Raw genomic sequence first — 13,616 nt, forward strand, 5'->3', positions numbered from 1 at the left:
AAATCGCCACAATTTGGCTTTCAGTCTTTCGTTTGCTCATCGTCAAACTCCTTTCGTTTAGCTTAAAAGAAATTCTACGAGTCATCTGTATTATTTTACGGGGTAGTTACATCATCAATCCCTCTAATTTTTACAACTCCAGAACGAGTGAGAGAATCGTATATAAAATCATCCTCAACTAATCTACGCTCTGTTACAGTAATATTTACTGTTGCAGTATTAGACCAAGCTCCTTTATTATCTTGTGCTCGATAACTTACCGTAGTAGATCCAAACCAGTTCTGGTTAGGTTTAAATGTTAAAGTATTGCCGCTAATCGTGGCCGTGCCATACGGTGATTGAGTTGAAACATTAAAAACAGTTGGTGTTGGCCCATCTGGATCGGTTGCTACCAAAGTAACAGAGCCTTCTATATTTTCTTTGGTAATTAAATTTACGTTTGAAGCGACTGGTGGTTTATTAAACCAATCTAAATGATTATTAACATACCCACAAAGAGTAGAGTTTTCACTACATGCTTGCGCTGAAGTTAAACATGCACCTCTTGTATATTCAGTACCATAACTTGCACATTCATTTTCTGTTCGGTATTCAAATTTACAAATCCATGCAGGCCCAGACCCATAACCACCATAATCCTCATCTTTAAATCCTCTTCTTCTACCTTCAGTACCACACTGCCCCCCCACCATTTGATAGTTATGATTAGTATGCTCCATCCACTGAGTTGCCCATATTTGGGTTCCCTGAAGATATAACCGTGACCGAACAGTCCTTACTTCTTTAGTAGATGCACAAACTTGTTTTGACGTAACTCTCTGAGCAGCACAACTTCTAAATGAAGATTCATTTTTATTTGCAGTGAAATAGTATTTATTCCCTAACACATACCCAGCCCCTCTAGGAGGGTTACCTGTTTGAGCATAAGCAAAATTGGCACTAATAAGAGCACCAAATAGGGAGAACAACAAAAGCAACCATATTAGTTGTCTGAGTTTTATATAAGCTTGAGGCATAGCCCCCTCCTTAAAATAGCGAAATTAAACCTTTTAATTTCACCCAACCGATTAAGCGCATACTGAATGGAACTAGCACCTAGCATCATTACAGCCACTAATAACGCTAAAGCGTCTTTAGGCAAGTCTTGTAAGAACATAAGAATTTCACAATCCATTGATTAAAAAAATTATTAGTACTCTAAAAATACTTAAAATCAAGCGAATCTCACGGTGTCAAAGAGTCTTTTTCGGGTGCAATGTAGGCTATTAAAATAGAAAAGCCACCTGTTTATAGATGGCTTTATGTGAAAACATAAGTATGAGACTGCAAGATGGGAGACGAAATCAATCGTATGTTGTTGAGTTATATGCATCGCTATGCCCGTAGCGGCATCGGTGACAGCCTCAAAACCTATGATGTACTCCCCTCTTTTGGATATCAAAAAAACCTTAAAAACCTAAGCCATTACCAATCTGTGCAGATACGGCATTGATCGTGTGAGCATGTTCTAGGGTGGCCGTCATAATAGTTTCAATAATCTCAGGTGCGTTATATAGCCCAACACCACCACCAATACCAGTTGCAAAAGCCATTAAGCTTTGACGAGCAATACCACCCACGACACCAACTAAAATCATGGCTCCTGCAACAATTCGCCCAAGCGTACCTTGAGTCCAGTCTTTAAGCGTGATCCACACTTCATCAAATGCACCGTTATCCGTACCCGCATAGACGGTAGTGATAAAAAACAAAGAAATAATAGATACCAAAACAACTGCTTTAGTTATATCTTGACGAGAATGAGCTCGATTGGTTACTTGGTTTAAGTCAGCCGTATTCATGACACTGATCCTTTAAAAGTAAATGAATAACAAAGTGAAAACTAATTTTCTTTATTGATCTGCAAAGGTCTTAGCGTTGGGGAAGAAGGAGCGGGTTCTTCGCCTACTACCCATCGTCTTGCTTCAATTTCTGTAAAAACATATCCCGTGGCGATTAAATCTCCGTTCTGATCCTCCCAAGGTGCAATCCAAATTCGCATCACTTCAGCAGGAGTACGAATTGGAATCGGTTTATCTGGTAAGTAAGGTGCTACATAGTTATTAATAAACTGTTGCTCTTGTTGCCTCGCAATTTGCATATTGGATAGCTCGCTACCCATGGAAACGTTAGAACTTACATTCACCACGCCCTCACTAGCTTCTTTAGCACTCATAGGACGCGGTACATGGCCGTCATTTGTTGCGTTGTAAACATCGAGCGTACTCATGCACTTCACTCCGTCAGGTGTGCCGGGGCAGGAATATTCACTTTCACCAATACTTGTTAGTGACGAACATCCAGTTAACGCAACAAAACTTAAAACGCTAAACCCACGAATCCATAATAAAGGGAGCCTTTTTATGTTGAAGCGACTCAAACGGCCTTTTTTAGGTGCAATCTTTTTCATACAATCCTCTTAACGTTTTGTTTTCAGTTGTAGCGATGTGCCTCGGCTCATAATTATGTCAATTTGACGACCTGCATCGACTTCGATAACAGGGAACATTCCATCGGCCATATCCATATAAAAATCAGCGACTCGATCTAAGGCAGAACTCGCGCCATTGACCGCAGCACTTTGTACCCAGTCAGCATTCATCGAGTTTCTTTGATATTGTTGAGAGCCACCGCTTGTATCAATAATGGGAATTGGGTTTACATCAAACGCCTTAGACACCCCACTCATAAAGCCAGCCATAAGTGATTTAGCGATGATCTGACCCTGTTTAGACACTAAACGGCCCCGTACCCCTGCTTTACCATCTTCACCCACAGCGTAAGAATCAAGGTTTGACTCAATAACACCACCATCCTCACGAACACATGAAATAGTTTCACCGCGAAGGTAAGCCCGTTCAGAACTCAAATCACCGTAACCAGCCACAATTAAAAAACACTCACGAACATCAGCGCGAAATCGGTTAGGTAAGATAGCTTCTTTTTGAATACGTAATGTGGCAGGGAAAGGATCACGCCTAGCACCTTGACCTGTGGGCGCATCTAAACCGTTAAGAAATACACCTGTAAGAATGGAGCCAGCGGGTAGAAATATACTTTCTTCATCCTTAACATCATCTTCTTCAGCTTCTTCTATGACTTGTTGGTGTGTTTTAATTTGAAAGCCTGAAGTAGATGGTGATTTATTGTTGTCCGAAGAACGTGGTGTAGTAGCACTAAGGGTTGTTGTGGGCCACGAACGGCGATCAAAAACTGCATTGGGATTAGTAGGGTCTATTTCTAAGCTAGTGGGCGCATCAAAATCTTCACTTCCTGCGTCAAGTGAGTCTGTATCAAATGAACTTTCTTCGTCATCATTAACCCCCGTTTTATCAAGTGGATTAACATCGGAAGTTGGCAGTGTTCGGCTACTTAATTCATCCTGCTCATTTTGCAATCTTTTAATTTGAGCTTCTAGCTCTGTTAATTGACCTTCTATTTTTGGCGTTACATCACCGCCACTTTTTATACTTTCTAACTCACGAGTTAGCTTATCTACAGTGCGCTTATTATTTTCATTTTCGTTACGCAGTAATCTAAGATCTGCCGATAAACCCTCTAAGCTAACCACTCGTGTATCACGGTCTGTTAAAACATGACGTACTACATCCTCACGCTTATTTTTTCGGTTACTGGTATCTTTATCTGATGAAAACAGCTTCATCAAAAGAGCCAGTGCTGCGATTATGCCAACGATGATAACGATACGTTTAACTTTTGGGCTAAGTTGTGACCAGTGTTTTTTAATCATTTCTCACCCCATCAATTAACTAAAGAAGGTCGCTTCGTGGTGTTACCAATACCTCTTTGGGCTTTTCGTGCAATGTACACTTCGGTTTTTTGACCAGGTTTTAAGATGTTTCGAGGCCATGCAGCAACAGCCGCCACATCCCAGTTTCCACAAGCCGCCTCTTTAAACTCAATGGGTGTACCGCTTACATTTCGCGCCACACCAACAATGACAGAAAGACTATGCCCGACTAACATTTGGCCTTGGTTAAAATCAAAGCTTAATCCCGGCATCTGACAGGTGGGTCTTGGAACGTTGGATGAAATCCCTGATATGGAATAACCTTGTGGCACTTCACCAAGCGCAATGTGCCTAAACAAAGAGCGGATGGTATCAACATAAGGCTGATTCATTTCCCACTTTTCAGCATTGCGATTAGCGTGTTGAATACCCGCCATTTGAAAGCCATCAGAAAAGGTTAAAAACAGTTCTCTAGGAGGTATGCGCTGCGGTACAAGCGTTAGGCTAAAGGCGCGAGACTGATCTCCTTGCTCAGTAATGAATACGGTGACGGGTTCCTCTACGTCTGTACCGATATACACCACATTTTGTTCAATTTCATGCGTTGCTGTTGATCCAGTACGTGCCACAGGCTGAGCAAAAGGAGTCACTAAACGATTTAAATGGCCTACTGCAATGGGTACGATCTGATTAACACCGGGCTGCATTACAAGCCGACTATCGGCATGATTACCTATAGATATGGGAGTTTTAGTAGTAGACCCAATAGGGCGTGGTACACCGTTTGTCATGACATTAGCGGCTACCGTAGGTATCTTAGGCTCTTGGCTAACTTGCACTGTTTTGGTTTGGCTAGTTGGCATTACCGCAGGTATATCGAAATCATCCGTCTCTGCCCATGCCAACGGACTACTTAGCAACAACGAGGCGCTTAATAAGTGGGTGCTTAATTTATTAATCTTCACGTTCTTTCCTCATTTCTTCACGGCGTTCAATTTGTTGACGTACTCGACTGGTACGTGGCTTACCCTCATAGGTATTTATGTAGGCGACTTGTGGAAGATAGCGATTGACTTGGACTTCAAACTCATACGTTCTGTCTGTACGATCTTCAATGCCTGATACCCCTTTAATGAAGGAATAACCTTGAACGTAAACGCGGTTATTAGAATCTTCATAAACAACAAAGCGAGGCTCAAAGCGCATCGTGACACGATCCGTTTTAATTTGATTAGCTTGAACCTGTATGGCTTCAATAACCTCATTAAAAATATCAGGGCTTAATAGAGGACTAAGTTTTTCTTTTAGAAATCCTACGTTAGCGGGAGTGGCATTACCTAACATACTGGCGAGAAATAGGCCCCATGCCTCTTGGTAGGATTGAGAAGATTGATTTTTCATTAACCAACCTTCCTCTTCTAAGGTAGGTGGCTGTAGTACCACTACGGTTTCTTGAGAAAAGCTTTTAACTGCCAACATAAGGGTCAAAGCAACAAGCCCTCCTACAAATAGCCGCAACCATCTGTTTTCTGCTTGAGTACCCTCATAGGTACGGATAAACTTAAGGAATTTCATAATGCGCCTCACTGCTCATATCCAAAAAGGGAATAGCTTTATTTTCTTATAAGAGAGGCGTACTACCGCTATACCAAATGACCCAAAAGGACCTTTTAGAGCGCCCAAACAAAAACCGCTGATAAAGCAGCGGTTAAAAAAAGTCATAAAAACACAAAAAGCTAATCTGAAAAATTAGACTCAAAACTTCTTAACAGTCAGTTTTATTTAACCTTCAATATCTACTACGGTCTTTTAATCATCTAGGTTTTGGGGGAAATCATAGGTCATAGAAGAAAGAAATGATGATATATACCCCAACATATCAGGATCAACTTCTCCTCCCTCAAGCCAAGATACAACCTCATTCACCACACCTATCAAATCCCTACGCGCAAGCTCTAGCTCTTCTCCTGCATACACTTCATCTAATGTTTTTTCTGACATAAAAACCTCACTCTATAATTTAAAAAAGTAGCTTATTAAAAAACTGACTATTTATTTGAATTGATTAATTTCTCTGTTCTATCGCCTCACGCAGCATAGTATTAGCAGCATCAATGACAGGTGACAAGACTTCCAGTTCTGCATTAAATTCACTAAGCTCTTTTTCAAGTAATTGCTTGACTGTGACCTCATCCAAATGAATGTTAGCGGTATGACTTGCAGGTAGATCATCATTTACCTGATTTCTATTCCTTATCGTTTCAGGTAAATCAAACCTAACTCTATAGTTTTTTTGAGCATCCGTGGTGTAGCCAAGCTCAATATATTTCAGATGTCCTTGGATTCTTTTTTTCTCGTCTTGAATTTCTTTAACACGATCTAGTGCCATACTAATATCCATAGTTTTCTCCATGATGTTCATACAAAACAAACAAATAACACCTTTGATTTTGCGCCAAAGTAACCGTTTTACCACTAAGCCAAGCGACCAAAAACAGCTACTAAGAACTTAAAAAAACCGCTGATGAGTCAGCGGCAAAAAGAGGAGAGAAATAAGATGATTGTTATGGACAAACATCTAAGGAAAGAAGTTTTTAATAAACGGGTTTATCATGGAGCGAGCTTTGGTGTGCAACAAGCCCATTTTATAAATTAAGTGCAGTAAGTAACCGTCTTGATGGTTGTCTCGAAAACGGGAGTATAAGCGCGTTACTAATAACCCTCCTATTGTGCAGATCAACGCTTTTTCAATCACCATGCCAATAACTAAGCCCAGTATTAAAGGTGCTAACTCGTCAGCACTCCAAAGCAAAATGTGGGGCGGTTCATCAACACGGCGCGGTATTCGGACAGGTTCCATAATACGTTCCTAAAATGGTAAAAGTAGATAGTGTATTTATTATGGCTGCTTTTAGCTTTTCTCTACTGCACGTAGGGAACCTTTTAGGGTGGTAAGAGGTTTTTGTAAAAACACTTCTTGTACTTAATAACAATATAATGATTAAACGGGGCAGCTCTTACCGCCCCTATATCTATATTAGTAGCGGTTAATTCACAGCATCACGCAATGCTTTGCCTGCCTTAAACTTAGGTTGTGTGCTTGCCGCGATTTTTATGGTATCACCCGTACGAGGATTACGACCGTCACGGGCTGCACGTTCCGTTACAGAAAACGAGCCAAACCCAACCAAAGACACTGTACCTTTGTCCGCAAGAGTTGTTGTTATAGCTTCAGTGAAAGCATTGATAGCATTAGCCGCATCGTTTTTAGAAAGATCAGCTTGCTCAGCAATAAAATCAATAAGTTCAGTTTTGTTCATACAAACACCTTAAAAAAACAATAAATGAAATGGAAAGACTACAGTTAGTTTGCTATTAAAACATACGCATCCTCTACTATTTCACTAAAATCAGAATGGTGACAAGTTGGGCATAAGTCGTTAAATGTTTCTGTATCAGCTATAGACTCTATTTCAAGACTATCAGTAAGTCCAAACCACCCACAGTTATTGCACGATATAGTGGGCTTGAATTGATAGGCAAATTGCTTAGGATTCGTCCATGGATTCTCAGTAATAAGGTAGGCAAGACGATTAACTACATGATAACCAGCAATAAGCACTAATGACCCATTATCTTCTTCTATAAGCGTCCAGACATGATTAGGCGTGCCTTTTGCTACCTTGATCACATGCGCTAAATCTTTGCCGTAAGTTTCAAAGCCAAAAAGAAATTCCACATCACCATCAGAGTGACTTGGCCCACAAGCACTTGGGCTAAAGTTGGCAATAGGTAAGAAAACATCAAACCACTGATCGTAGTCAATCTCAAAACCGCGTGTAATTTTTCTCATAGCCCTCTCACTTAAATATCATTGATTGATATGATAGTTACGATTATTCCACGCTTAAGCGTGGAAGGCAAGCGTTTTATTTCGGCATGCCGAAATTATGCATAAAAAAAGCGACCCATAAGGCCGCTATAAATTAATTACAAATGACTTCAAATACGCTTCTGTAAATTACCTACCGCTAACCCCATTAATACGCAAGAAACCATAAGTGCCACAGGTATATAAATAGGATCAATCGCAATAGGCGCTAAAAATAGTACAGACATACCAGTAGCTATAGCCCAAACTCCACGCACACTATAACGATGCAATATGGGGCTAGCATAATCAAAGTTGGTTAGCTTTACCTTCCTAGTCATCGCCCCATCATAAAGCGCAGGAATGAGTAAAACTAACATATAGGGCAACCACATAAGCAATAAAGCCAACCGTGTATAAAATTGGTAAATAAGCACTCCAAAAGCCTCTAACCTTCCCTCAACCCAATCAAACCATAAGCCCCCCATTTTCTCCATACCTCTTGATGCGTCTTTTTGTGCTTGAGTAGGTATTAAGTGGTTATAAACCGACTCGTAGACACCCGAATCAATTAAGCTCGTTTGATACCAGTTCGTTGCTTTGTCATTAATCCACTTTTGACTATGAAGGCCAAGAGATCGTTGTACATACTGCGTTTCTTTTTCAATTGCCTGTTGTGTTAAGTCACTTGGTACTAGAACCAGTAGTACGGCTAATTGGATCATTACTAACCACAACACCATCCATAATGGCTTTTTCACTTATCGACTCCTTTAGAACAGTTTTCAGTTGCTCACTCGTTAATAGTTCATACAAAGAAAGCTGCAAACTATTAATGCTATGGATCGTAATATTTGCTTCTTGTAGCACCTCGCACGTTTTACCAATAACAGCATCAATGAAAAAACGAATGCGCTCAGGATCAGGATTTTTATGAATGTTTAAGTGATACACAGATTGGGAGTACGCTTGCAATGCCTCCTCAACAATAGTCTGTGCCGCCGATTCTGCCTCATTAGGTGGCAATATAATAGTTAAAAAAGCAATTAATTTATTAAGTACAATGCGCGTAACTGGCCAATCAAAAAATAATAAACTTAAAGTGTGACTACGCCCTCGACCTCTAACCTTCACTTTAGGAAACGATGTTTTTTTTAATTTAGTAGTAGGTGTCTTGCTCACGAATATTCCTTTAAACAAGGCTGTTTTAAATATATGGTTTTAATGTAACCTATGTTTTTTCATCTACAAGGATGGGTAAGCACCCTTTTATAAATCGCCCACCCGAAATCTTAGCCACATACTCTAAATTAGGCAGTTGACCTAGAAGTGCAGCGGGAAATAGGTCTGCTTCCTCTTCCATTAAACGCTCACCTTGGTTGCCACCATGAAATATCGGCTCATTGGAGTCTGTGTTTTGACCTTGTGTTCTCATCACATACTTCACTCGTGTTTGAGGCAGACCTTCCGTTATGTATTCTTGAGTTTCTGTATCGATAACACGTAGAGCAAACACGTTATTAATATTGCCTAGCACTTGACGCGCTTTGTTTTCATCCCCTAGTCGTGCAGCAAAGTCAGCAAAAGTTTGAGTCGCTACAATCAGTCGTAGTTGCGCCCCACGACCCTTGTTAAGGAGTTGAATAAACGGGTCATTAATCACTTCAGCCGCTTCATCAACAAAGATGTTTACTGGACGATTACCTACCCCATAGTTATAACGATCACCAGCCACTGCTGTTAAGTCTGAAAGAAAAAGTGAACCAATAGCACTACCTACCATGCCATCAGTCAGTGAGTCTAACCCAATATATAAAACCTTAGCTTGTTGAATAATCGAAGTCGTATTAAAGATTTCACGTGGATCATTCAAATCCTCAATGTTTGGAGATAACAATTCACCGAGTTTTCCTGCGGTCAACATACTCATGACTGGCATAAGGGTTGCAATCATTTTCCCAAAGTGAGTTACATCATGCTGGTATAAACTTAACAACCCTTCTAGGTCTGTGTTTGGATAATAAGGCTGTACTTCGTTGTAATAGAAGTTCATCATTCTTTTTGCATAAGCGTCTCTATTTTGAGGATTCACCTTAGCAACATAAGGGGCTTTTTTAGCCTCAGCATTTTTTAAATACTTAGTCGCATAAGCATCAATAGATTGCGTCACCAATCCCGCCGCCCCATTTTCCAAGTAGCGTCTCAGCAAAATCAAATTGGGTTGATTATAAGTAAACAACAGCCCGTTAATAATGTTGTTCAAGGCTAACCAACCAAAGCTTGTAAATGGATCAGCTCCTGTTTCTGACGGTATTAAAGCCGCTACACGGCTTGCTAACTCAGTAGATCGAGTGAAGTTGGCTAACACATCAATACGTATGCTTTCTTCTGGAAAAGCGGGATGCAATGAAATAAACTTTTCTGGCGCACCTATCGCTTCACACGCTCGTTTGGCGTTATCAGCTAACTCTTTATCGCCTTTCGGGTCAATGATAATTACCGCCTCATCACGCAAAATAGCTTGAGATACTAACGTATCAAAGGCTCGTGTTTTACCTGACCCCGTTGTACCGACAATCAGCATGTGACCCTCTGCGTGTTTAATGGGCTGATAAATGTCTTTTTCATCTGTTTCAACACCATGAATCCATGTTTGCCCCATCGGTAGAGACTCATTGCTTTTAGCTTTAATCCTTAAACTGGACGTATCGCGCTTTAGCACTTCATAAGCTCGTTGTGTATGCCGTGTTTCCCATTCAAAGCCATGACCTAACCAAAGATCATCGGGGTTGTTTTTCATTTTCTTCTTTAGCTCATCTAAAGTAATAAAGCTTAACTCACGACCAGAAAGGTTTTTCTGCGTTTTAAGAAGTTTTATAGCTTGTGGAAATCGGAAAGCAGCCATCGTTAAACAGATGCCTGACATATAATAAAATGGCTCTGGTGGCATCGCTGAAAGAAAATTAACTCCTGCTGTAGCAAAAGCCGCAGCAACCCAACCTAATGCAGCACGGCCTTCATAGTTTTCTCGCCAAGGCATTTCATATTCAAGTGCATTGTACTTAATGCTCATTTTCTATCCCTAAAATTACCTGTATACATACTTATCGTTTGTGATGAGCATGTACTACGTATCTTGTTTTTTATCTTCCAATGTCAGTATGAAGGTGTCGTTATCGAGTCTTAAATTAGTAGCTGTATGAGTAAAGAAAATTTGAGACTTAATGGATTTTTTGGTTGTTTTTTTTGGAAACTCGTTTAAAACAGCTTTTAAAAAGTAGTCGTTAGTAGATAACTCATTTCCATTTCGTGTTACCTCACCTTGAATCCATCGCCCATGACCTGCTTTCATCATTTCAATAAACTCATCTAAAGCATTGCTTAAATCGAACGGTGCTTTCTCTATTGTTTCGACCTCCTCTGACTCTGTAATTTCAGTTTTTTCTTCATCTTCATCATCTATGTGTACAGGCTGCACATCATCTGTGGCAGAAGGCTCAGCTTCTAGCTCAGTATCAAAAGGGTTTTCAAAATCTGAATGAACGACACTGTTTTGAGCTAAAAACTCAGCGGGTAAAGGTGACATTGGCTCAACAGTAGGACCGTTGCTTTCAAATGAATCTGAGACGGCATCTAAAGGAGGCTTTTCTTCTACATCAGTTAGCTCTCCTTGCGCCACAGGGTCTACGGCAATGGCTATCTTTTCTAAGGCTGTAGAAATTAGAGTGGATAATGCCTCATGCAGCTGTAATACCGAACGACCGTCTATATTATGTACATATTGGTTATTTTGATCTGCGACGAGGGCTTTGTTTTTAGCTAACAAAGTCGTCACTTCCTCCATCTCACCTAAAGCCTCAATACCTTCTGGGTAACGAATATAGAGGCGCTGATTAATACGTAATAGCTGAGCTCCTAAAAACACTTCTTGCTTGAGTGCAGGTACAGTTAAACTCATCAACCACTCTGTAACAGGGGGAATCGTTTGCTGCTCTAACTTAGCTTTGTAGTCATTAATGATGGCAGATACCGCCATTGGTTTTTCACTTGTTCTTTGCTCAACTGACGATCCTACTTCCGTCGTTACTTGCGAAGTAGCGGAAACCGCTTGTTGATCTGACAAAGTTACTACTGTATTTGTAGGTTTTCTCGATTTCTTGGATTTCTTGGGCTTTTTAGAATTAGCACCGCCATTAGAGTTGTTAACGCTGGTAGGCAACATTAACCTTTTTGGTTTTTTCTTTTTTCTAGCCACTTTAGATGGAGACTCTACGGCTACATGAGAGGTAGTAGGTAATGCAAGCGCAACCGCTGGTTTACTTGTCTCTGGTAAAACTTCAATCTCAGTTTTACTTTCACTAAATTGTTCGCTATCCACTTCTTCGGTATGGTCATTTATCTCTAGCTCTGGATTTTCATCTAAAGGCGGTGGTGTTCCCTCTAGCTCTAGTAGTTTTTCTATCAACTCTTCAAGTACAAGCGGTTTTTCTTGAACACTTGGTTCGTTTTCTGTGCTTTCATCTACTTGATCATTTTCTTCATTTTCTGATTGTGGCTCATTTTTTTGTTTTAATTCTGTTTTCTCTGTAGCATGATGATCCTCCTTAATGTTGACTTGATGAATAGCCATAACACTTTGGTCTGTTAGTGGGGCTGGACAGGGGCCATTAAATACATAACTGAAATCCGTAATTAGTAAGCCGTAAATATAGTTATCCTCTTTAACGTTATCGGAATTATCCAGAGCAGTTTTTTCTTTTTTTGCCTCTTTGTTTTTAACTAAAAGTGGATGGTAACGATACTGCTTTTCTTCACCAGTATCTAAAGACGGCACAACATACGCTTTAGCGATACCGCTATCAATCAACGTGTCAGCAAGTACACCTGAGTCTTTAGGTATACCTACGAAGTTCATGGATGACACAGTACGGTTTATATCTGCTACAGCCTTTTCCCAGTGAAGATACAGCCCACTTGGTAAATGCCAAATAATGCTGTTTTTCTTGTTAGTCGTCCATGTCTTTTTACTTAGTTCACGCATCACTTCAACTAAGCGAAGATCAAGCGGAGTACCTTGTATGTAGGTATTGATTGGTACACCATTTTTCTCAAGATCTTTTTTAGTGCTATGTGAGTCTGCTTTTGATACCGCTTGATAAAGTAAGCTGCTTCGATCTGGATGACCGCTAAGCAAACCAAATAAAGCAGGTAGTAGCTCTTGGTCATATTGAGATATAAACGTTAAGGTATCATCCCCAATCACCCGGTTTGCCGCATGAAAACCACTTATCTCATGTTGCTTATGCACACGGTTTTTACGCCAAAAAACATAGTAGCCACTAATGTTCAATCGTTTTGACCAACCCCATACGGACTCATTAAAGGGCGACCAAAGGTGTTCACCACTGCTATCTGTCACAACCATATCTGCTACAGGCTTACCTAAGTCGTGCAATAACCCCGCTAAGATAAACGCTAAGCGCCATCTAAGGATGTGTTGACGTTTATCACTTAATTTCCCCTGGTAATCAAAAGAATAAGCCAACGAACATTGACCAGCCCAAAATGCCACCTCTAAACCATGGCTTAACAATCCACCAATAGCACGATGATGATGTATTTCAGAGGCGGGAAGTAAATGTACAGTCTCTACATATCTCAATAGCACAGGATCTAAATACTTTTGAGTTTCATTTATTGATAGCCCTAGAACATTACGTATTTTCGTTACCTGTTCTTTATGTTCATTAAGTAAATCTTGGGGTTCGGTTGCTGGAAACACGGGAATCGGAAGTGACAAAGAATGAAGCTCATTACCTACAACACGGCTAGGTGCTTTAGGTACAGTCTTTACTTTCACCTCATCCAGAGCAGGGGAGTTGAACTTACTCAAAAGAGCTGAGGTTAATTTATAGAGTCTTTTTCTCATTCATTTTTTGAAAAAATACAAAAGAG

General features: G+C 40.3%; 15 protein-coding genes. All 15 read right to left on the reverse strand.

The features are described 5' to 3' along the window. Positions 1-95: 95 nt before the first annotated feature. The 15 genes from AC2UZJ_RS11460 to mobH all read right to left on the reverse strand — a co-directional run bounded on the left by AC2UZJ_RS11460 (position 96) and on the right by mobH (position 13,590). A complete protein-coding gene (locus AC2UZJ_RS11460) occupies positions 96-1,016 on the reverse strand; it encodes an Ig-like domain-containing protein (protein WP_486950290.1) in 921 nt (306 codons plus the stop codon). A gap of 432 nt (positions 1,017-1,448) precedes the next feature. Further along, positions 1,449-1,841, reverse strand: a complete 393-nt coding sequence (gene traA, locus AC2UZJ_RS11465; protein ID WP_486950291.1) for a TraA family conjugative transfer protein — start codon at positions 1,839-1,841, stop codon at positions 1,449-1,451. Positions 1,842-1,882: 41 nt separating this feature from the next. Beyond that, positions 1,883-2,449 carry a type IV conjugative transfer system lipoprotein TraV gene (traV, locus tag AC2UZJ_RS11470; RefSeq protein ID WP_486950292.1) on the reverse strand — a complete coding sequence of 189 codons (567 nt, stop codon included), beginning with the start codon at positions 2,447-2,449 and terminating at the stop codon, positions 1,883-1,885. A 9-nt stretch (positions 2,450-2,458) separates the two neighbouring features. Then, positions 2,459-3,703 (reverse strand): TraB/VirB10 family protein, encoded by a 1,245-nt coding sequence (locus tag AC2UZJ_RS11475; protein ID WP_486950293.1) that lies wholly within the window; start codon positions 3,701-3,703, stop codon positions 2,459-2,461. A gap of 98 nt (positions 3,704-3,801) precedes the next feature. Beyond that, positions 3,802-4,755, reverse strand: a complete 954-nt coding sequence (locus AC2UZJ_RS11480; RefSeq protein ID WP_486950294.1) for a hypothetical protein — start codon at positions 4,753-4,755, stop codon at positions 3,802-3,804. Beyond that, positions 4,745-5,365 carry a TraE/TraK family type IV conjugative transfer system protein gene (locus AC2UZJ_RS11485; protein ID WP_486950295.1) on the reverse strand — a complete coding sequence of 207 codons (621 nt, stop codon included), beginning with the start codon at positions 5,363-5,365 and terminating at the stop codon, positions 4,745-4,747. Before AC2UZJ_RS11485 ends, AC2UZJ_RS11480 begins: the two co-directional genes overlap by 11 nt. A 234-nt stretch (positions 5,366-5,599) precedes the next feature. Then, positions 5,600-5,791, reverse strand: coding sequence for a hypothetical protein (locus AC2UZJ_RS11490; protein ID WP_486950296.1), 192 nt, complete (start codon positions 5,789-5,791; stop codon positions 5,600-5,602). A 64-nt stretch (positions 5,792-5,855) separates the two neighbouring features. Beyond that, complete coding sequence (locus tag AC2UZJ_RS11495) at positions 5,856-6,179, reverse strand: hypothetical protein (RefSeq protein ID WP_486950297.1); 324 nt, start codon at positions 6,177-6,179, stop codon at positions 5,856-5,858. Positions 6,180-6,368: 189 nt separating this feature from the next. Next, entirely contained in the window at positions 6,369-6,650 is a 282-nt protein-coding gene (gene traL / locus AC2UZJ_RS11500; RefSeq protein ID WP_486950298.1) for a type IV conjugative transfer system protein TraL, read from the reverse strand. 187 nt (positions 6,651-6,837) lie between these two features. Continuing rightward, the gene (locus AC2UZJ_RS11505; protein WP_486950299.1) at positions 6,838-7,110 is read right to left on the reverse strand and encodes an HU family DNA-binding protein; all 273 of its coding nucleotides are present in this window, start codon (positions 7,108-7,110) and stop codon (positions 6,838-6,840) included. Positions 7,111-7,154: 44 nt separating this feature from the next. Then, the gene (locus AC2UZJ_RS11510) at positions 7,155-7,643 is read right to left on the reverse strand and encodes a hypothetical protein (RefSeq protein WP_486950300.1); all 489 of its coding nucleotides are present in this window, start codon (positions 7,641-7,643) and stop codon (positions 7,155-7,157) included. Between the two features lie 149 nt (positions 7,644-7,792). After that, positions 7,793-8,422 carry an IncC plasmid conjugative DNA transfer DtrJ family protein gene (locus AC2UZJ_RS11515; protein WP_486950301.1) on the reverse strand — a complete coding sequence of 210 codons (630 nt, stop codon included), beginning with the start codon at positions 8,420-8,422 and terminating at the stop codon, positions 7,793-7,795. After that, positions 8,346-8,843: a hypothetical protein gene (locus AC2UZJ_RS11520; RefSeq protein WP_486950302.1), complete on the reverse strand. Its 498-nt coding sequence runs from the start codon at positions 8,841-8,843 to the stop codon at positions 8,346-8,348. The genes AC2UZJ_RS11515 and AC2UZJ_RS11520 overlap by 77 nt, the downstream gene beginning before the upstream one ends. 49 nt (positions 8,844-8,892) lie before the next feature. After that, a complete protein-coding gene (traD, locus tag AC2UZJ_RS11525; RefSeq protein WP_486950317.1) occupies positions 8,893-10,728 on the reverse strand; it encodes a conjugative transfer system coupling protein TraD in 1,836 nt (611 codons plus the stop codon). A 60-nt stretch (positions 10,729-10,788) separates the two neighbouring features. Next, complete coding sequence (gene mobH / locus AC2UZJ_RS11530; RefSeq protein ID WP_486950303.1) at positions 10,789-13,590, reverse strand: MobH family relaxase; 2,802 nt, start codon at positions 13,588-13,590, stop codon at positions 10,789-10,791. Positions 13,591-13,616 lie beyond the last annotated feature (26 nt).

The organism is Paenalcaligenes sp. DL 309, from assembly GCF_057475285.1.

What these genes read in the sequence shown, in the direction of transcription:
- AC2UZJ_RS11460 (WP_486950290.1), bottom strand. Translation starts at nt 1,016, where the DNA reads ATGCCTCAAGCTTATATAAAACTCAGACAACTAATATGGTTGCTTTTG.
- traA (WP_486950291.1), bottom strand. Translation starts at nt 1,841, where the DNA reads ATGAATACGGCTGACTTAAACCAAGTAACCAATCGAGCTCATTCTCGT.
- traV (WP_486950292.1), bottom strand. Translation starts at nt 2,449, where the DNA reads ATGAAAAAGATTGCACCTAAAAAAGGCCGTTTGAGTCGCTTCAACATA.
- AC2UZJ_RS11475 (WP_486950293.1), bottom strand. Translation starts at nt 3,703, where the DNA reads ATGAAGCTGTTTTCATCAGATAAAGATACCAGTAACCGAAAAAATAAG.
- AC2UZJ_RS11485 (WP_486950295.1), bottom strand. Translation starts at nt 5,365, where the DNA reads ATGAAATTCCTTAAGTTTATCCGTACCTATGAGGGTACTCAAGCAGAA.
- AC2UZJ_RS11490 (WP_486950296.1), bottom strand. Translation starts at nt 5,791, where the DNA reads ATGTCAGAAAAAACATTAGATGAAGTGTATGCAGGAGAAGAGCTAGAG.
- AC2UZJ_RS11495 (WP_486950297.1), bottom strand. Translation starts at nt 6,179, where the DNA reads ATGGCACTAGATCGTGTTAAAGAAATTCAAGACGAGAAAAAAAGAATC.
- traL (WP_486950298.1), bottom strand. Translation starts at nt 6,650, where the DNA reads ATGGAACCTGTCCGAATACCGCGCCGTGTTGATGAACCGCCCCACATT.
- AC2UZJ_RS11505 (WP_486950299.1), bottom strand. Translation starts at nt 7,110, where the DNA reads ATGAACAAAACTGAACTTATTGATTTTATTGCTGAGCAAGCTGATCTT.
- AC2UZJ_RS11510 (WP_486950300.1), bottom strand. Translation starts at nt 7,643, where the DNA reads ATGAGAAAAATTACACGCGGTTTTGAGATTGACTACGATCAGTGGTTT.
- mobH (WP_486950303.1), bottom strand. Translation starts at nt 13,590, where the DNA reads ATGAGAAAAAGACTCTATAAATTAACCTCAGCTCTTTTGAGTAAGTTC.